Raw genomic sequence first — 19223 nt, 5'->3', positions numbered from 1 at the left:
GGGGAAACGCCCGGTCTCATACCGAACCCGGAAGCTAAGCCCTCCAGCGCCGATGGTACTGCACCCGACAGGGTGTGGGAGAGTAGGACACCGCCGAACACCCTTTACCGAAGGCCCCCACCCATTACGGGTGGGGGCTTTCGGCATTTCCACATGTCCGCACATCGCGGCCGGATCGTCGTCGATCGGCCGGACGTGGATCGGATGAACGTCGGCTACCCGATGTCGAGAATGCGTGAGTGGCTTCGTCCCCGTGGTGAGTGCGACCAGAATGGACGCACCGGCACCGAGGAGAAGACGATGGCAAAGTACTTGATGCTCAAGCACTACCGGGGCGCACCGTCCGCGGCCAACGATGTCCCCATGGCCCGGTGGACGCCGGAGGAGATCTCGGCCCACATGCAGTACATGCAGGACTTCGCGGACCGGCTCGAGGAGACCGGCGAGTTCGTCGACGGTCAGGCGCTCGCCCCGGAAGGAATGTGGGTCCGCTACGACGGGGAGGGGCGACCGCCGGTCACCGACGGACCGTTCGCGGAGACGAAGGACCTCATCGCCGGATGGATGGTGATCGACGTCGACAGTCAGGAACGTGCCGTCGAACTTGCCGGGGAACTGTCGGCGGCTCCGGGGGCGGGCGGGAAGCCGATCCACGAATGGCTCGAGGTGCGCCCGTTCCTGACCGCGCCCCCCACCGTCACCGAGTGACATTCGAGATGGACGAGGCTGCCCTGAGGAGCCTCACCCCGAGCGTGCTCGGGATCCTCGTCCGCCGCGGAGCCCACTTCGCGGCGGCCGAGGATGCCGTGCAGGACGCTCTGGTCGAGGCGATCCGTGCCTGGCCGGCAGACCCGCCTCGGGACCCGAAGGGCTGGTTGGTCACCGTGGCCTGGCGCCGGTTCCTCGACGCGACCCGGGCGGAAGCCGCCCGTCGCCGGCGTGAGGACGTGGTCGAGGAGGAGCCGGATCGCGGGCCGGCACAGGCGGTGGACGACACCCTCCAGCTGTACTTTCTGTGCGCCCACCCGTCGTTGACTCCGTCGTCGGCGGTCGCCCTCACGCTGCGCGCGGTCGGCGGGTTGACCACCCGTCAGATCGCCCAGGCCTACCTGGTGCCCGAGACGACGATGGCGCAGCGGATCAGCCGAGCCAAGCGAACGGTCTCGGGTGTGCGGTTCGACAGGCCCGGTGACGTGGCTACGGTGCTGCGTGTTCTCTATCTGGTCTTCAACGAGGGCTACTTCGGCGACGTCGATCTCGCCGCCGAGGCCATCCGCCTCACCCGGCAGCTCGCCGCCACCGTCGATCATCCCGAGGTGGCGGGCCTGCTCGCCCTGATGCTCCTCCACCACGCCCGGCGTGCTGCCCGCACCGCGCTCGACGGCAGCCTGGTGCCGCTCGCCGAGCAGGACCGCACTCGGTGGGACACCGACTCGATCACCGAGGGCATCGCGATCCTGCAGGCGGCCCTGGCCCTGGACCGGCTCGGCGAGTTCCAGGCGCAGGCCGCGATTGCGGCACTGCACGCCGATGCGCCGACCGCCGCGGAGACAGACTGGGTGCAGATCGTGGAGTGGTACGACGAACTCTTGGGATTGACCGAGAGCCCGGTCGTCCGGCTGAACCGTGCGGTCGCCGTCGGCGAGGCCGACGGGCCACGCGCAGGTCTCGCGGCGCTCGCAGAGGTGGATGATTCGGTGCCCCGCCACACGGCGGTAGCGGCGTACCTCCACGAACGCGACGGCGACCTGGCGTCGGCGACGCGACTGTACGTCGAGGCGGCGCAGAAGGCGCACAACCTCGCCGAGCGTGACCACCTGACGCGTCAGGCATCCCGACTCAATGCGCGGGCGTCCCGCTGACAGGACCTACTCGGGTTCTGCTGTGGCGCTGTGGAACTCCGGGCCGCTATGGGCGATCGGCGCTGTCGCTGTTGTGTGCGATCCGGCGCAGGAGTCGGGCCAGCTGGGCGCGGTCGTCGTCGTCGAGGCCGTCGAGGAGCCGGCGGTCGCGATCGATCCGGTCCGGAAACTCCGCGTCGACCAGGGCGCGTCCGGCATCGGTCACGGCGAGCAGGACCACTCGCCCGTCGTGCTCGAAACGACGGCGTTCGAGCAGGCCCATCCTGACGAGTCGATCCGCGTGCTTCGTGGTGGCGGCGCCGCTGACCATCGTCACGGCCGTGACCTCGCTGGCGCGGAGCGGGCGCTCGCTGCGCGCCAGCGCGCACAGCACCTCGAACTCTGCCCGTGAGACTCCGCTGTCGGCGAGCGCCCGTTCGAGCCGATGAAGTGCCTGGGAACTGATGCGGGTGATCCGGCCGATGATCTCGATCGGCGAGGTGTCGACCTCCGGGTAGGACTGGGCCCACTCCTGGCGAACCCTGTCGATGAAATCGCGTTCCGGGCTGTCGGTCGAATCCACACACCCATCCTATCGGTGCCGCCACAGCACTTCATAAGTAATTTACTTGTGAAATAATGCGTGTAAGCTGGGGCGAGTGGTAGCACTCGATACGTCCCCGGCCGGCAGGATCGATCACGCGCGCAGCGCACTCGCGCATTCTGTTGCGCCCAGCACCTGGCGTCGAGCATTCGAGGTGCGGGCGGCCGACGCGACCATTGCGCCGGCTCTGCGGGTCGGGCTCGCGTCCGCGGTCGTCTTCGTCGGCGGTGGGCTGCTCGGGTTCCAGGAGTTGGCCGGTCTGGCGACGCTCGGTGCGCTCTCGTCGGCATTCGGCCGGTACGAGCCGTACCCCCGCCTGGCGGGGAAGGTCGCACTCGTCGGCGTCGCGCTCATCGTGTTCGTGGCGTTCGGAGGTGCACTCGGCGCTGCGGGGCTGCCGGCGTGGGCGTTGGTGGGCGCGTTGTCCCTCGCCGCGGGTGTCGCGTCGGCCTACATGAATGCCTTCCGGCTGCTCGGTCCCGGTCCGGTGATTCTCGTGTTCGCGGCCACCGGAGCCGCCGGCTATGCCGCGTCGGCGTCGGACATCCTCGCCGTCACCACGGCGACGGCCGTGGGTGTCGTGGTCGGCTGGATCGCGGCGATGCTGCCGGCGCTGATCCTCCCGCTCGGCCCGGCCCGGCTCGCCGCGGCCCGGGCCCTCGTCGCCGTCGGATCCTTCGAGCGTGTCGGCGACGACGGCGTCGCGCCGGCGCGGGACGCGATCGCGCGAGCCCGCGAAGTGCTTGCGGCGAGCGGACGTTCGCGGACGCGCCACGAGCACGGGCGGGACCTCGCGGCACTGCTGGACATGGCGGACGACGCCGTCGAGCGGTGGGCGGCGGACGGTAACGTGACACTCGTCCGGGAGATCGCGCAGCACGAACGGGAACTTCGAAAGATGAAGCGTGCCAGCGTGCTCGGTGGTGTGGCCGACCGGCCGTCGGGTCGTTCGGAGTTGCCGGCGCCGCACCGTGTCCTGGCCACCGGCTGGCCCCGGCTACGGTCCGACGAGGTGCGGCACACCGCGATCCGGGTGGTGCTCGCGTCGGCGGCATCGGGCTGGGTGGCGGCGGCGATCGGCGTCGAACATCCCCTGTGGGCGTCGATGGGTGCGATCGCGGTGCTGCAGGGACTGAACTTCACGCACACGGTGCAGCGCGGGATCCAGCGACTGCTCGGCAATGTCGGTGGTGCCCTGCTGGCCGCACTGCTCCTCGCGGCCGGGCTGGATTACTGGCCGATGGTCGCGGTGGTCGTCGTGCTGCAGATCGCGGCGGAACTGATGGTGCTCGTGAACTACGGGCTCACGACGTTGGCCGTCACACCGATGGCGCTGCTGCTGATCGGGTTCACGTCACCGATCTCCGCGGATGCCGGTATCAGCCGCGTCGTGGACACCCTGATCGGTGTGGTGATCGGTGTGGTCATCGCCGCGGTGACGGTCAGCCGGGCCGACCGTCACCACCTGGCCTGATCAGCCGACCCGGTTCACCACGACGAACGGGCCGGCGTCCTCGATCGTGAAACGCGGATCGTCGAACAGTTGCTTGGGGAGCGTGACGCTGTAGCGGCGGACATTGGGGTCGTTGGGGTAGACGTCCTCCGCCAGGCGCAGGGTGTAGCCGTCGGCGCCCTTGCGCATCACGAACACATCCGGTGCGCGCCATGGAAGTTCGTCCAGCGCAGTGATCAACTGTTCGGGTGTCTCGAACTCGGTCCAACTCTCGATGGCCGCCGCGCGCTCACGGAACTCCGCGAGTGGATTCGCGTAGTGCGACGTCAGCGCCTGGAACCCGAAGTACGGGTAGAAGCTGAGGAAGCTGGTGTCGGAGGTCAGGACGACGGTGTCGTGACGTTCGCCCGGGCGCTGCTCGGTGATGATGCGATCGACGTCGGCGTAGTACGCGGCCGCCCCGGGCGGCCGCTGGTCGGCACGAACACCGTCGCCGTCGGTGTCGGTGTAGGCGATGGTGATGTCGCTGGCCAGGACCTGGGGGATGTTCTGAGCGAACGCGATCGACCCCGCGAGCCCGATCACGACGATGGAGGCCTTGACGCGCGGATTCTCGCTGGTCGCGAGGACCAGCCAGCGCGCGCCGTCGAAGAAGCCGAACACGCCCGCCGTGCCGAGCAGCAGGATCAGTACCGGCTCGAGCCGGAACGAGAGCAGTGTGGCGCCGACGACGGTGGCCGTCATGGACAGCAGCGACCACAGGTAGACCGCGAGCACGCCGACGCCCAGCGCCTGCGCACGACGCGACGATGCGACGCGGCTGACCAGCCAGACGGTGCCCAGCAGGCACAGGGCGCCGGCGAGCGAGAAGTCCAGCATGGGAAGCGGCAGGTGCGCACCGGCGTCGGGCAGGTAGTGCGTCGCGGTGCCGCTGTCCGCCGGGGTGCCGCGCAGGGACTCGAGCAGGTACGGCAGCCAGACGGTGAGGGCGATCGCGATCGCGATCGCGGCGGTCACGGCCAGGCGCAGGAGCGGGTCCAGGGCCGCGCGCCAGGATCCCTGTGCGCGGACGGCGAGACCCGCGGACGCGATCGCCATGAGGGTGACTGCGAAGGCGGCGAAACCGAGGTACAGCGTGTAGAAGGCGGCCGCGACACCGAGGAACAAGCCGGTCCCGACGACGGCTCCCCAGCCGCCGCCACGGGTCTCGGTCGACCTCTCCGGCCGGTACAGGCCGCCCCACGCGAGCACGAGGACCGGTGGGATCAGGACGGCGATGACGGCACCGTACGGTTCCGCGGAGGCGTACGCGACCGTCATCGCGGCCGCCGCAAGCCCCACCACGACGGCGCGGTCGGCGCGAATCAGCTTGCTCCACAACACCAGTGCGAGCACCGAGGCCACGGCGATCGAAGCGATCGCGTACGGCTTGAACGTTTCCCAGCCGTCCAGGCCGAGCAGGTTCGCGACCCGTCCGCCGATCCAGAACCAGCCGGCCGGGTAGTAGGGCGGTAGGTCCGCGTACGTCATGTCGTGCAGGGCCGCGGAATCGGTGAGCCGCGTGAGGTATTGGGTCCGGAACTCCTGGTCCACCGAGACCCCGTGCAGGTACAGCTTGGTTGCGCTCAGCGGCATACCGAGCGTGACAGTCACGAATCCGGAGAGCCCCGCCCACGACAGCACCGTCGCCGCGCGGACCCACCGTCGCGCGCGATGAAGCAGCACGCTCACGGCGAGGACGGCGATCGTGACGACCTGCCCGACCGTCGTCACGGCCTGCGTGACGTTGGACGACGGGAACGCCGGCCACGACACCCGCCCGAATGCGAACAGCCCCACCGCGGCGACGACCGCGGCCACGACGGCCGCGAGCAGCATCTCGGTTGCGGCGCCGGCAGCCCGTCGGGCAGGGGCGACGCGCGGCTCTACGAGGGGGGCGGCTCCTGATTGCGACACGGCCCGAGCTTACTTGGGTGGGAGTGGCGAATCGGCGTTCAGTAGGTTCGAGGAATGAGCGACGAGCAGGCGCAGACCCCGCGGTGGTTCCTCGACGCGTTGGCGGCTCCGGTCGAGACCGGCAGCGTCGATGTCGACGGTGTCGCGGTGCACTTCCGGGCGTGGGGTGAGCCTGGCCGTCCGGGCATCGTCCTGGTGCACGGCGGCGCGGCGCACTCACGATGGTGGGACCACATCGGCCCGCAGTTGGCGGGGGACCGGCGCGTCGTCGCCCTGGACCTGAGCGGTCACGGTGACAGCGGTACCCGCGAACGGTATTCGCTGGACCAGTGGGCGCGCGACGTGATCGCGGTGGCCGGGGCGGCGGGCATCGATGGCCGGCCGGTGGTCGTCGGCCACAGCATGGGCGGGATCGTCGCGTTCGTCGCGGCGCATCTGTTCGGCGACCGGTTGGCCGGCGTGCAGATCGTCGACTCGCCGATCCGTCAGCGCACACCCGAGGAGGAGGCGGCCCGCAGCAAGGCGGCATTCGGGCCGAAGAAGGTGTATGCCGATCGCGGGGCGGCACTTTCACGGTTCCGGTTCGTGCCGCCGCAGGACACCGCGGTTCCGTGCGTGCGCGAGCACATCGCCGAGACCTCGCTGACGGCCGTCGAGGGCGGCTGGTCGTGGAAGTTCGATCCGGCGATATTCACCCGCTCCGGCGGCGACACGTTGGCCGTCGCGGAACCGCGGTGCCCCATCGCGTACTTCCGCGCCGAACACGGCATCGTCTCTCCGGAACTGTTGGCGCAGATGCGCGAGCGGTTCGGGCCGTCGGCCATCGTCGCCGAGATCCCGGACGCCGGGCACCACACGATGATCGATCGACCGCTCGCACTGATCACCGGTATCCGCACAGTCCTGTCGGCCTGGGAGGCGTCCGTCTGACCGTCTTCTCTCTCCGGTAGCGACGGTCTAGTCGGCGACGGTGATGGCGCGCGCCAGCGCGGACGCGGCGAACTCGATGAACTCCGCCGTGTCCAGGTCCTGCGCCCACCCGTTGACGATGGTGTCGGCCACGCCCTGCAGTCCGGACAGGACGAACGGCAGGAGGGCGCGATCCTCACGCAGGGTCCGGCCTTCGGCGGCTGCGGCTTCGTGCAGGGCCTTGCGAAGCTCCTCGTTGTAGCGCTTGGCGGTCTTGCGGACCTGCCGCACCGACTCACGGTCCGACTGGGCTGCCCCCTCGACGTCGCGCCAGGTCGCGGTCAGCCGGCCGACCCGACTCCACTGGCGCACAGACTCGGGGATCACCGCGGCGATCAGTGACGCGACACCCTCGTCGCGGGGCAGGGCGGCGACGAATGCGATCGACTCGGCCTGGCTCTCGTCGAGCAGCGCGGTGAAGATCTCCTGTTTGTCCGCGAAGTACTGGTAGATCAGTCCGGTGCTGGTGCCCGAGCGCTTCGCGACCGACCGGATGGTGAGGGCGGAGTAGCCGCCCTCGTCCAACAGCGCGGCGGCGGCGTCGAGCGTGCGACGTCGTCGCGCTTCGGCGTCGCCGTAGATCGACTTGCCGTTCGATTCACCCATGCGTCCACCGTATCGGGGGATCGGTAGTGGTCCAAGCTGGATCGAACAATGTTCATTCCGACCTGGGAAGATGTCGCCGCCAGAATGAACGCTGTTCGTTCTGGGATTGAACATAGTTCATTCTGTGGTTACAGTCACGTTTCATGAGCAATGAAGCCGGAATCACGACGCCACCCGATTCGACGGACCAGCGGGATGCGGACGGCCACGCGGCGGTGGAGATCGCGACGGCGGCGGGCCGACTGCTACTCGATCATCGGCGTCGGCTCGACGACGCCGACCTCGATCCGGCCGAGTTCCGCAATGCCGCGGACAGGCTGAGTCACGAGTTCATCGTCGGCGCGCTCGCGCAGCGGTTCCCGGGTGACGCCGTGCTGTCCGAGGAGGGCGCGGACGATCTCGCCCGCCTCGCCGCCGACCGGGTGTGGATCGTCGACCCCCTCGACGGCACGCGTGAGTACGGCGAGTCGGGTCGCGACGACTGGGCCGTCCACGTCGCGCTAGTCGAGGGTGGGGACCTGACGGTCGGCGCGGTGGCGATGCCGGCCCTCGGGATCACGTTCTCCACAGGCGACGCCCCCGCGTCGTACGCGCCCCTGTCCGGTGCGCCCCGGGTGGTCGTCAGTCGTACCCGCCGACCCGAACCCGTCATGGCGATGGCGGACGCACTCGGTGCGGAACTGATCGAGATGGGGTCGGCGGGCGCGAAGGCGATGGCAGTGGTCCGCGGTGAGGCCGACGTCTACGCGCACGCCGGCGGCCAGTACGAGTGGGACTCGGCCGCGCCCGTGGCAGTGGCCCATGCTGCAGGACTTCATGTTTCACGGATCGACGGATCCGCCCTGATCTACAACCAGGAGAACCCCTGGCTGCCCGACCTACTGATCTGCCGGCCCGAACTGGCCGGTGAAGCACTGGAGGCACTTCGGCGATGACCAGAACACTGACCCATCTCGAGCGGCTCGAGGCCGAGAGCATCCACATCATGCGGGAGGCTGTCGCCGAGAGTGAGAATCCCGTAATGCTGTACTCGGTCGGCAAGGACTCCGCGGTGATGCTGCACCTTGCCCGCAAAGCGTTCCATCCGTCGCGGCTACCGTTCCCGCTGCTCCACGTCGACACGACGTGGAAGTTCCGTGAGATGTACAAGCTGCGTGACGAGTCTGCTGCCGCAGGCGATTTCGATCTTCTCGTCTACAAGAACCCGGAATGCGTGGAGAAGGGGATCAATCCGTTCACGCACGGCTCCGCGACACACACCGACATGTGGAAGACCGAGGGACTCAAGCAGGCCCTGGATCTCTACAAGTTCGATGCCGCATTCGGTGGCGCGCGGCGGGACGAGGAGAAGTCGCGCGCGAAGGAACGGGTGTTCTCGATCCGCTCCGCCGAGCACCGCTGGGATCCCAAACAGCAGCGACCGGAGCTGTGGCGGATGTACAACGTCCGCAAGTCCCCGGGTGAGTCCCTGCGGGTGTTCCCGCTCTCGAACTGGACCGAACTCGATGTGTGGGAATACATCCGGCAGGAGAACATTCCGATCGTGCCGCTGTACTTCGCGGCCAAACGCCCGGTCGTGGAGCGCGACGGCACACTGATCATGGTCGACGACGACCGGATGCCCCTGCTGCCCGGCGAGGTGCCCGAACTCAAGAGCGTCCGCTTCCGCACGCTCGGCTGCTACCCGCTCACCGGCGCCGTCGAATCCACGGCCGCCACCCTGACCGACATCATCCAGGAAATGCTGCTGACCACCACGTCGGAGCGGCAGGGTCGCGTCATCGACCACGACAGCAGCGCCTCGATGGAGAAGAAGAAGCAGGAAGGGTACTTCTGATGGCCCACTCGTCCGATCTCATCGCATCCGACATCGAGCAGTACCTCGCTCGGCATGCCACCAAGTCCATGCTCCGTTTCATTACCTGTGGCAGCGTCGACGACGGGAAGTCCACTCTCATCGGACGGCTTCTGTACGAGTCGAAGCTGGTGTTCGAGGACCAGCTGTCCGCCCTCGAGGCCGACTCGCGCAAGGTCGGCACGCAGGGCGACGGCCTTGACTTCGCCCTGCTGGTCGACGGATTGGCGGCCGAGCGGGAGCAGGGAATCACGATCGATGTCGCGTACCGGTACTTCTCCACCGAGCGCCGCAAGTTCGTCGTCGCCGACACCCCGGGGCACGAGCAGTACACCCGCAACATGGTCACCGGAGCCTCCACGGCCGACCTGGCAGTGATTCTGGTCGACGCGCGCAAGGGGGTCCTCACGCAGACCCGCCGGCACTCGTATCTGGTGTCGCTGTTGGGTATTCGTCACGTCGTGCTCGCGGTCAACAAGCTCGACCTGGTGGACTATTCGCAGGACGCCTTCGAGACGATCCGCGACGAGTACGCCGGATTCGCCGCCGAGATCGGGCTGACCGAAGTCGTCGCGATTCCGCTGTCCGCCTACCTGGGGGACAACCTCACCGAGCGCAGCGCCAACACGTCCTGGTACGAGGGGCCGACGCTGATCGAGCACCTCGAGACCGTCGAGATCGAGGATGAACTGCGCAGCGGTCCGTTCCGGATGCCGGTGCAGTGGGTCAACCGGCCGAACCTGGACTTCCGTGGCTTCTCCGGCCAGATCGTCGGCGGTGCCGTGCGCCCCGGTGACCGCGTCCGGGTGCTGCCCAGCGGCAAGGAATCGACCGTCGACCGCATCGTGACGATGGACGGTGATCTCGACGAGGCGATCGCCGGCCAGTCGGTCACCGTCACCCTCACCGACGAGATCGACATCAGTCGCGGCGACGTACTCGCCGTCAGCGACGCCCTGCCCGGTGTCGCGGACCAGTTCGAGGCGCACGTGGTGTGGATGGGGGAGCACGAGATGCTGCCCGAACGTCCCTATCTGTGTCAGATCGGGACCATGACGGTGCAGGCGCGCATCACCCGACCCAAGTACAAGGTGAACGTCAACACGCTCGAGAAGACCGCTACGAGCACATTGGCGCTCAACGAGATCGGCGTCTGCAACATCAGCTTCGACCGGCCGGTGCCGTTCGACCCCTACGTCGAGAACCGGGACGCCGGCGGCTTCATCCTGATCGACCGGCTCACCAACACCACTGTCGGCGCCGGAATGATCGCGCACTCGCTGCGCCGATCCGACAACATCCACTGGCAGGCCGTCGACGTCGACGAACATGCCCGCGCCGCACTCAACGGCCACCGGCCGCAGGTGCTGTGGTTCACCGGCCTGTCCGGCTCGGGGAAGTCGACCATCGCGAACGAACTCGAGCGCCGCCTGTACGCAGCGGGATGCCACACCTATCTACTTGATGGGGACAACGTCCGACACGGTCTCAACCGCGATCTCGGGTTCACCGAGGCCGACCGGGTCGAGAATATCCGTCGGGTCACCGAGGTGGCCCGGCTGATGGCCGACGCCGGCCTGATCGTCCTGGTCTCGTTCATCTCCCCGTTCCGCGCCGAACGCGAGGCCGCCCGCGAGGTGATCGGAGCGAACGAGTTCTGCGAGGTGTTCGTCGACACTCCCATCGCTGTCGCCGAACAGCGGGACCCCAAGGGGCTCTACAAGAAGGCTCGCCGTGGTGATCTCGCCAACTTCACCGGCATCGACTCGCCGTACGAGGCGCCGGAGACACCCGATCTGCGGATCGACACGACCATGACATCGCCCGAGCAGGCGGCCGGCCGCATCGTCGAGGTGCTCCGAGAGCGCGGCGTCATCTCCTGACGGCGAGACGTACTGCACCACAGAGAGTTCTACCGAATTGTCCATCGACACATGAAGGAGAGATTCTTGCCGAGCCGAGCTGAGATCTGTGCAGCGGTGGAGTCGTACATCGAGCATCTGGGCAATCACGATGTCGACAAGCTCGTCGGGTTGTTCGCGGAGGGGGCCGTCCAGCACGAACCCCTCGGGATGAAGACCTATCGGGGCCTCGACGAGATCCGGGCGTTCGACGAGGCGAACGCGAAGGTCGCGTTCACGGTGTCGCTGCTGTCCCCGATCACCGTGACGGGCAGGTTCGCTGCGACGCAGCTGCGTGTCCATAGCGACCGCCTACCGGACTTCGCGGCCACGGACCTGTTCGAGTTCGACGAGAACTGCAAGATCGTGTCCCTCAGCGTCGTACTGGATCCGGAGGCGCGGGTATGACCGCTGCGACGCCCGTACGCGCCACGCCGAAGTCGCTGCCGCTGCTCGAGGACAAGGTCGTCGTGGTGTCGGGAGTCGGCCCCGGTCTGGGCCGCTCGATCGCCGTGCGCAGCGCGCTGGCCGGAGCGAAGGTGGTCCTGGCGGCCCGCACCGAGTCACGCCTGACCGCGGTGGCGGACGAGGTGCGCGCGCTGGGCGGCACCGCGCTGTGCGTGCCGACCGACCTGACTGACGGAGAATCGGTGTCCGCGCTGGCCGGCGCCGCGCTCGCGGAGTTCGGCAGGGTCGACGCGCTCGTCAACAACGCGTTCGTCCAGCCGCCACACGAGCGACTGCTGGACGCGGAGCTCGATTCGGTCCGCCAGGGCATGGACATCAACCTGCTGGCCGCACTGGACCTGACACGCAAGCTTGCGCCCGCCCTGATCGAGTCCCAGGGCTCGGTCGTCATGATCAACTCGGTGGTGCTGCGCAATCAGCTCCCGAGCATGGGGGCCTACCGCATCATGAAGGCCGGTCTGCTCGCTCTCGCCCGCGGCCTGTCGGTGGAGTTGGGCCCGCAGGGCGTCCGTGTGAATTCGGTTGCACCGGGGTATATCTGGGCCGATCCGGTCAAGCGGATGTTCGAGAGGCAGGCCGAGTCGCGGGGCGTTCCGTTCCAGCAGGTCTACGACGAGGTGGCGGCGGACACCGACCTGCGCCGGCTGCCCGAGCCCGACGACATCGCCAACACCGTGGTGTTCCTGTCTTCCGACTACGCGCGGGCCATCGCCGGCCAGTGCGTCGACGTCAACTGCGGGCACACGCATCACTGACCTACCAACGACAAGGAAACACCGATGACACAGCACATCGACGGTGTCGGCTCGATCGAGGAGCTGCACGCCGAGGCCCGGCAGGCGACCGGGTACGACGACTTCGGTACGGGCGAATACCTGGAGGGTCTGCGCGTCCTCCTCGATTCGTTCGAGCATGAAGCCGATCTGACGCCGCACGGAAAGGTCATCGCGCGCAAGATGATCGTCGGGGCGCTCGCCGGCCGGCTGTCCAGTGAGGCCGCGTTCGCCCGACATCCGGAGCACGTCGACGTTCCGATCGAACGGCCGATCTTCATGTGCGGTCTGACCCGCACCGGCACCACGGCACTGCATCGCCTGCTCAGTGCGGACCCGATGCACCAGGGCGTCGAGATGTGGCTGGCCGAGGCTCCGCAGCCGCGTCCGGATCGCGAAAAGTGGTCCGACAACAAGGATTTCCTGCGGTGCGACGCCCTGTACCGCGCGCGTCAGCAGAACGAGGCGGATCTCATGAAGGTCCACTTCATGGGTGCCGAGGAGGTGGAGGAATGCTGGCGGCTGCTCCAGCAGACGCTCCTGTCGACCTCGTTCGAGACGGTGGCGTACGTGCCGTCGTACACGGACTGGCTGGCGAAGCAGGACTGGACCGAGACCTATGCGCGGCACCGGAAGAACCTGCAGTTGATCGGCATGAACGATCGCGATCGCCGCTGGGTGCTCAAGAGCCCCAGTCATGTCTTCGCGATCGACGAGATCATGAAGGTGTACCCGGATGCGTTGATCGTCCGCACGTTCCGTGAACCGCGCACTTCGATGGCGTCGACCTTCAGTCTCGCGGAGCAGGGCGGCCACGACATGTCGGGGGCATTCGACCGCAACACCATCGGGCGGACACAGTTGGACCTGTGGGCGCGGGGCAACGCGAACTTCCACGCGGCTCGGGAACGCTACAACCCGGAGCAGTTCATCGACGTCGACTACCGGGACTTCGTGGCCGATCCGATCGGCACCGTCGAGAAGATCTACGCCCAGTTCGCCATGCCGTTCTCCGACGAGGCGCGCCGGGCGGTCACCGCCGCCCACGAAGCGAGCCTCGCCGACCATCGGCGGCCGTCGCACAAGTACTCGCTCGAGGACTTCGGTGTCGACGCCTCCGAGGTCGATGTCAAGTTCGCAATTCACTGATCGCTTGCCACAGATAGGAATTCACGATGAACGCCACTTGGGAGAAGTTCTGCAACGACCTGCTCGACGTGGGAGAGATCCTGTCGGATCCGATCGTGCCCCAGGATCCGTTGACGCAGGCCGAGGGCGTGCGTTATCTCTCACGCCTGCTTCGCTACTCGACGATCAACTGCGTCGAGTACACCGATCCGCGCCTGCCGCAGTTCACGTCCGCACCGAACCCCAACATGATGACGAAGATCGGTGCCGACAACCCGGACAACGTCTACATGCGCGCCAACATCTCCGGCAAGTACACCTACCGCATCATCGGTACCCGGGGCACGGTGCCGCTCGTGACGTTCGGTTCGCGAATCAACCGGTACCACATCGACGGCACCATGCTGCAGACCGGTGACCTCCACATCCACGATCTCGAGGTCGACGAGCACGGCCGCTTCGAGTTCATCGCCAGTGCGGAGAAGCCGGCGGACGGTTCCGCGTGGTTGCCGCTGGATCCGGAGAGCAACCTCATTTCGGTCCGGCAGACGTACCAGGACCGCCGCAACGAGGTGATCGCCGAACTCTCCATCGAGTGCCTGAACCCCGACGGCGAGTTCGTCCCGCTGAGTCCCGAGGAGATCGGCCAGCGCCTGGACAGGTCCATCGACATGTTCCGGGGTATGGCGAACACCTTCCTCGAATGGTCACGGAAGTTCATGCCGCGTGCCAACGAGATCTTCGACTGGGGCCAGGACTACTTCCAGAACGCCGGCGGCGACCCGACGATCTTCTACTTCCACGGCTACTGGAAGCTCGCCGAGGACGAGGCGTGGGTGATCGAGACCGAGATCCCGAACTGCGAGTACTACAACTTCGTGCTGCAGAACTTCTGGGTGGAATCCCTCGACTACCGCCGGTCGAACATCTACATCAACAACCACACCGCGAAGCTCAACGACGACGGGACCCTCACGATCGTGGTTGCGGCCAAGGACCCCGGATACGGGAACTGGATCGACACCGACGGGCATACCGAGGGCACGTTCGCGATGCGCTGGATCAAGGCCGACTCGCATCCGATCCCGACCGCCAAGGTCGTGAAGGTCTGAGTCGCAGTTCTTTCCGCACGGTCCGCCCGCGCCGCTCGTCGCGGGCGGACCGTGTCCATTCGTCGACCGACCCGACAACGGAGGACAACGTGCGCAATCCGGCCTTCCGGCCCTCTCGACCGCTGTGGGCCGGTGTCACCGCGCTCGCTGTTCTGCTCGCCGGGTGCTCGTCCGGGAACTCCGGCGCCGCGGCCGGCGAGGAACCCCAGCGGCAGGCGGGTTTCGTCGGCGAACAGGTCGACGCCGCCGAACCCGTCGCCGGTGGCTCGCTCACCTTCGGTTCCTATTCGCTTCCCACGGTCCTCGATCCCGCGCGGACGCAGGCGACCGGATCCACGGGCGGCACCGAAATGGCAGCGGTCTACGACACTCTCGTCCGTCACGATGCCGACAGCCGGAGCTTCGTCCCACAACTGGCGGAGTCGCTCGAGAGCGACGGCAGCCTCGAGACCTACACCGTGACGCTGCGTCCCGGTACCCGGTTCAGCGACGGGAACGTCCTCGACGCCCGCGCGGTGAAGTGGAGTATCGATCGGTTCGTCGCGGCGAAAGCCGATGCCTCCCAGACATGGTCGAACATCGTCGACAGGATCGACACTCCGGACGAGCGAACTGTCGTCTTCGGGTTGAAGCGGCCCTGGGGCGATTTCCCGGTGCTCCTCAGTACCGGGGCGGGAATGATCGTCGGTGCAGGTTCGGAGGGGGACGGCACGTTCTCGCCGGTGGGGGCCGGGCCGTTCACGGTGACGAAGTTCGCGCCCCGCGAAGAGCTACTGCTCACCGCGCGAACCGACTATGTGGGTGGCAGACCGCATCTGGACACGCTGCGGTTCGTTCCGACGGCCGGAGCGCAGGCCCAGTACGAGTCCATGCGAAGCGGTCAGTTCGACATGACGTACATCCTTCGCGACGAGCGGGTCATCAGCCAGGCGCTCGGGGACGGATACGCCGGCTTCCTCAGTCCCACGGGCCAGAACGGCATCGGCGTGATCAACAGCAGGCCGGGACGGCCGGGCTCCGATGTCCGAGTGCGGCAGGCCATCGCCTACGGAGTCGATCCCGAGGCGATCAATCAGCGCGCCAATGCCGGACTGGGCACGGCCAGTTCGGAACTCGTTCCCGAGGGGTCGCGATGGTACAGCGGCACCGCGGGTATCGTGGCCGACCCCGCCCGAGCCCGGCAGCTGCTCGACGAGGCGAAAGCGGACGGGTTCGACGGTCGCATCTCGTACCTGTCGACCCACGATCCGAGCCAGCAGGCGACGGCGCTCACCGTGCAGGCGGAGCTTCAGGCGATCGGATTCGATGTCACCGTCGACTACGCGACCGATACGACCGATCTCGTTCGGAAGGTCTACCGGGACCACGATTTCGATCTCACCCGGGGTGGCGCGCCGATCGCCGAGGAGGCGCCGTTCCTCAATCTGTACGGAAGCATGGGCAGCGACTCCCGCAACAACGCCACCGGATTCGCCGATCCCGAGATGGATCGTCTGCTTCTCGAGGTGCAGACGGCTCCGACCGACGACGACAAACGGGAAGCGATCGGCAACGTCCAGCGGTATGCGAACGAGACCGTGCCCTATGTCCTCTGGGGACCGGCGCCGGTCCTGACCGCGTGGGAGACGACGGTGCACGGCGTCGAACGCACCGTCACCGACATCATGCTGTTCGACTCGGCGTGGAAGTCCGCGGGCTGAGGTCCCGAGCGCGGGCCGGTCCAGTGCGCGCTGGGACGTCTGGGGTGGGTGAATCGGCCCCCTCGGGTACCTGGTCGGGGTCGTCGGTGGCCGCCATTGTTGTAGGTGCCCACCCGGACCGACCCGAACAGAAGGACCACTCAGATGATCTCTCGCACCGTAAAGACCCTCGCCGCTTCGCTTCTCGTCGCCGGCGGCGTGCTCGGCGCGCAGGCCGCAGTTGCCCACGCCGACATCCGCACCGCTCCCGACGGCACCCAGACGACCGTGTGTGTCTACGACGGCAAGGACTACAGCGTCGGCAGCAAGGTCTATCACCCGGACGGCACGTACCAGACCTGCAAGAGCGACGGCACGTGGCTGCGCGTCAAGCCGAACACCGGCAACGACATGCGGGCCGTCCCCGCCCAGCCCCGATCGGCGATGTAGGACGAGCGAAACGAACAGGCCCACCACAGTGCTCTGTGGTGGGCCTGTTCGTGAACGCTGTTCCTAGATGGGCAGCTTGCGGAAGATCGCGCGCGGGACGTGCCGCAGTGCCATCATCACGAAACGCCACGGACCGGGGGTCCAGACGATTTCCTTGCCCTTGTCGGACGCGGCCACCGCCAGCGTCGCGACGACGTCCTTGTTCACCGTCAGAGGCGCTTCCTTGACGTGCGCGCTGAACTGGGTGCGCACCATGCCCGGGCGGACGACGGTGACCTTGGGGCCGAACGGCGCCAGGGCCTCGCCCAGACCGAGGTAGAAGCCGTCGAGACCGGCCTTGGTGGAGCCGTAGACGAAGTTGGCGCGCTTGACGCGCTCACCGGCCACCGACGACATCGCGATGATGCGGCCGAAGCCTTGCGTCTTCATCTTCTCGCCGACGAGGACGCCGACCGAGACCGACGCGGTGTAGTTGACGTTGGCGACGAGCACAGCCTTGCGCTGGTCCTGCCACAGTTCCTCGGCATCGCCGTCGAGGGCGAACGCGACGATCGCGACGTCGACGTCGCCGGCTGAGAAGGCCTCGTCGATCACCTTCGGGTGGCTCTCGGTGTCGAGGGCGTCGAAGTCGATCAGGTCGACCTGCGTGGCACCCGCCGCCTTCATCTGCGCGACGGCGGCGTCACGACCCGGATCGTTGGGCAGCGCAGCGAGAATCACGCGCAGCGGCGCCTTCTTGAGGTACTCCTCGCAGATCGCCAGGCCGATCTCGGACGTGCCACCGAGGAGCAGCAGGGTCTGGGGATTTCCGACGGCATTGATCATCAGTGCAGTTCCAACCTTCTGGACATGTCGGAGGCGAAAACGCCTGTGGGGTCGACGGATCGGCGGACCTTGATCCACTCGTTGATACGCGGGTACATCGCGTGGAACGTCTCGGCCGTGGTCCGCGAATCCTTCGCGGTGTACAACCGGCCGCCGAACTCGAGCACGCGCTTGTCGAGTTCGGTGACGAACTCGTTGAGCCCCGGCTTGATCCGGAAGTCGACGCAGATGTTCCAGCCGGCCATCGGGAAGCTCAGCGGCGCCTTGTTGCCCTCGCCGAACAGCTTGAACACGTTGAGGAACGAGTGGTGGCCCGACGACTGGATGTCGCGGATGATCTGCTTGAACTCGCCGACGGCCTCCGGCGGAACCACGAACTGATACTGCAGGAACCCGTTCGAGCCGTAGCCGCGGTTCCACTCACCGAACAGATCCAGCGGGTGGTAGAACGCTGTCAGGTTCTGGACCTGGTTGTCGGCGTTCTTCGTCTTGCGGTAGTACAGCTCGCCGATCGCCGAGAAATTGAACTTGTTGGCCAGCCCGTTCGGGAACACGTCCGGCAGCGTCAACAGCGTCGGCGCGTCGAACTTCAACGGGTTCTTCTGCAGCTTCTTCGGCAACTGGTCGAGCTTGGCGAGGCTGCCCCGCGAGACTGCGGCGCGTCCCAGCTTCGGCTCGGGCGAGATCGCGTCGAACCAGGCGCTCGAGTAGTCGTAGTCGTTCTCGCTGCCGTCGCTGTGCAGCGCGATGGTCTCGTCGAGATCGGCGGTGCGCCGGCTGTCGGCGATGAAGTACGCCGTCTCGGTCGCCGTCATCTCGATGGTCGCCTTGAGGATGATGCCCGTCAGGCCCATGCCACCGACCGTGGCCCAGAACAGCTTCGCGTTCCGGCCGGCCGGGGTCAGGGTGCGGATCTGACCGTCGGCCGTCAGCAGATCCATCGAGCGCACGTGATTGCCGAAGCTGCCGGCGCTGTGATGGTTCTTGCCGTGGATGTCGGACGCGATCGCGCCGCCGATGGTGACCTGGCGGGTGCCCGGCAGCACCGGAACCCACAGGCCGAACGGCAGCGCGGCGCGCATCAGCTGATCCAGGTTCACACCGGCGTCCACCGTCACCAGACGGGAGTTGGAGTCGATGGTGTGGATGCGCTTCAGCGCGTTCATGTCGACGACGAGTCCGCCCGCGTTCTGCGCCGGGTCACCGTACGAGCGGCCCATGCCGCGCGCGATGACGCCGCGTCGCAGGTGCGACGGCTTGGCCTCGTTCTGCTCCGCCACCTGCGCGACCGCCTTGGCGATCAGCTCGACGTCGGGCGTGGACAACACCTGTGCGGTGGTGGGCGCGGTGCGCCCCCAGCCGGTGAGGGTGCGGGTCTGCGTGGGGAGCGGCTCGTGAGCCGTCTCTTCTGCTGTCTCGGACATCGCGTACGAGGTTACCTGGCGGTAGAGCCCGCCCCCCGGCACGCGTGTGCCGTTCCACAACTTCTTTACCCGCGTTTTGCGCACTTGTCGCGCGTCTTCCGGGGTCCGGAAGCGCGACAAGTGCGCAAAACGCGGGAGTGGGGACCGGTCAGGAATCAGGCGCGCAGATCAGGCGGGGA

18 protein-coding genes and 1 rRNA gene are annotated in these 19223 nt (G+C 67.3%); 14 read left to right on the top strand and 5 right to left on the bottom strand.

What is annotated here, in order from left to right; translation table 11 throughout:
* The 3 genes from rrf to IJ15_RS0109475 all read left to right on the top strand — a co-directional run.
* Window positions 1-99, top strand: a 5S ribosomal RNA gene (gene rrf, locus IJ15_RS25270); the annotation flags it as partial.
* A gap of 201 nt (window positions 100-300) precedes the next feature.
* Complete coding sequence (locus IJ15_RS0109480; protein WP_031938098.1) at window positions 301-708, top strand: YciI family protein; 408 nt, start codon at window positions 301-303, stop codon at window positions 706-708.
* 8 nt (window positions 709-716) lie between these two features.
* Window positions 717-1862: an RNA polymerase sigma factor gene (locus IJ15_RS0109475; RefSeq protein WP_031938097.1), complete on the top strand. Its 1146-nt coding sequence runs from the start codon at window positions 717-719 to the stop codon at window positions 1860-1862.
* Window positions 1863-1908: 46 nt separating this feature from the next.
* Here IJ15_RS0109475 and IJ15_RS0109470 read toward each other — a convergent pair whose 3' ends face one another.
* Window positions 1909-2424, bottom strand: a complete 516-nt coding sequence (locus tag IJ15_RS0109470) for a MarR family winged helix-turn-helix transcriptional regulator (RefSeq protein ID WP_031938096.1) — start codon at window positions 2422-2424, stop codon at window positions 1909-1911.
* 76 nt (window positions 2425-2500) lie between these two features.
* On the opposite strand from IJ15_RS0109470, the gene IJ15_RS0109465 reads away from it, so the two are divergent.
* Window positions 2501-3919, top strand: a complete 1419-nt coding sequence (locus IJ15_RS0109465) for an FUSC family protein (protein ID WP_031938095.1) — start codon at window positions 2501-2503, stop codon at window positions 3917-3919.
* On the opposite strand, the gene IJ15_RS0109460 is transcribed toward IJ15_RS0109465, so the two are convergent.
* Complete coding sequence (locus tag IJ15_RS0109460; protein ID WP_031938094.1) at window positions 3920-5776, bottom strand: galactan 5-O-arabinofuranosyltransferase; 1857 nt, start codon at window positions 5774-5776, stop codon at window positions 3920-3922.
* Between the two features lie 132 nt (window positions 5777-5908).
* Between IJ15_RS0109460 and IJ15_RS0109455 the strand changes: the two genes are divergently transcribed.
* Window positions 5909-6784 (top strand): alpha/beta fold hydrolase, encoded by an 876-nt coding sequence (locus tag IJ15_RS0109455; protein WP_031938093.1) that lies wholly within the window; start codon window positions 5909-5911, stop codon window positions 6782-6784.
* Window positions 6785-6811: 27 nt separating this feature from the next.
* Here IJ15_RS0109455 and IJ15_RS0109450 read toward each other — a convergent pair whose 3' ends face one another.
* Window positions 6812-7429, bottom strand: a complete 618-nt coding sequence (locus tag IJ15_RS0109450) for a TetR/AcrR family transcriptional regulator (RefSeq protein ID WP_031938092.1) — start codon at window positions 7427-7429, stop codon at window positions 6812-6814.
* A 143-nt stretch (window positions 7430-7572) separates the two neighbouring features.
* Between IJ15_RS0109450 and IJ15_RS0109445 the strand changes: the two genes are divergently transcribed.
* From IJ15_RS0109445 to IJ15_RS0109405, 9 genes are all read left to right on the top strand, one after another.
* Entirely contained in the window at window positions 7573-8364 is a 792-nt protein-coding gene (locus IJ15_RS0109445) for a 3'(2'),5'-bisphosphate nucleotidase CysQ (protein WP_081880669.1), read from the top strand.
* On the top strand, window positions 8361-9266 hold the full coding sequence (gene cysD, locus IJ15_RS0109440; protein WP_031938090.1) for a sulfate adenylyltransferase subunit CysD: 906 nt from the start codon (window positions 8361-8363) through the stop codon (window positions 9264-9266). Before IJ15_RS0109445 ends, cysD begins: the two co-directional genes overlap by 4 nt.
* The gene (gene cysN, locus IJ15_RS0109435; protein ID WP_031938089.1) at window positions 9266-11167 is read left to right on the top strand and encodes a sulfate adenylyltransferase subunit CysN; all 1902 of its coding nucleotides are present in this window, start codon (window positions 9266-9268) and stop codon (window positions 11165-11167) included. The genes cysD and cysN overlap by 1 nt, the downstream gene beginning before the upstream one ends.
* Window positions 11168-11233: 66 nt before the next feature.
* A complete protein-coding gene (locus tag IJ15_RS0109430) occupies window positions 11234-11593 on the top strand; it encodes a nuclear transport factor 2 family protein (protein WP_031938088.1) in 360 nt (119 codons plus the stop codon).
* On the top strand, window positions 11590-12408 hold the full coding sequence (locus IJ15_RS0109425; protein ID WP_051918703.1) for an SDR family oxidoreductase: 819 nt from the start codon (window positions 11590-11592) through the stop codon (window positions 12406-12408). The genes IJ15_RS0109430 and IJ15_RS0109425 overlap by 4 nt, the downstream gene beginning before the upstream one ends.
* Window positions 12409-12432: 24 nt before the next feature.
* Window positions 12433-13575: a sulfotransferase family protein gene (locus tag IJ15_RS0109420; RefSeq protein ID WP_031938086.1), complete on the top strand. Its 1143-nt coding sequence runs from the start codon at window positions 12433-12435 to the stop codon at window positions 13573-13575.
* A gap of 26 nt (window positions 13576-13601) precedes the next feature.
* Window positions 13602-14666 carry a DUF1214 domain-containing protein gene (locus IJ15_RS0109415; RefSeq protein ID WP_031938085.1) on the top strand — a complete coding sequence of 355 codons (1065 nt, stop codon included), beginning with the start codon at window positions 13602-13604 and terminating at the stop codon, window positions 14664-14666.
* An 89-nt stretch (window positions 14667-14755) separates the two neighbouring features.
* Window positions 14756-16366 (top strand): ABC transporter substrate-binding protein, encoded by a 1611-nt coding sequence (locus IJ15_RS0109410; protein ID WP_031938084.1) that lies wholly within the window; start codon window positions 14756-14758, stop codon window positions 16364-16366.
* Between the two features lie 144 nt (window positions 16367-16510).
* Complete coding sequence (locus IJ15_RS0109405) at window positions 16511-16795, top strand: hypothetical protein (RefSeq protein WP_031938083.1); 285 nt, start codon at window positions 16511-16513, stop codon at window positions 16793-16795.
* A 63-nt stretch (window positions 16796-16858) separates the two neighbouring features.
* Here the strand turns inward: IJ15_RS0109405 and IJ15_RS0109400 are convergent, their stop codons facing one another.
* Both IJ15_RS0109400 and IJ15_RS0109395 read right to left on the bottom strand, forming a co-directional pair.
* Entirely contained in the window at window positions 16859-17620 is a 762-nt protein-coding gene (locus tag IJ15_RS0109400; RefSeq protein ID WP_031938082.1) for a decaprenylphospho-beta-D-erythro-pentofuranosid-2-ulose 2-reductase, read from the bottom strand.
* Window positions 17620-19044: an FAD-binding oxidoreductase gene (locus IJ15_RS0109395; protein WP_031938081.1), complete on the bottom strand. Its 1425-nt coding sequence runs from the start codon at window positions 19042-19044 to the stop codon at window positions 17620-17622. The genes IJ15_RS0109400 and IJ15_RS0109395 overlap by 1 nt, the downstream gene beginning before the upstream one ends.
* Window positions 19045-19223: the final 179 nt, after the last annotated feature.

Source organism: Prescottella defluvii, from assembly GCF_000738775.1.
GTDB lineage: Bacteria > Actinomycetota > Actinomycetes > Mycobacteriales > Mycobacteriaceae > Prescottella > Prescottella defluvii.
Note: the sequence above shows the minus strand (reverse complement) of the source record. Positions and strands in the feature narration are given on the sequence as shown.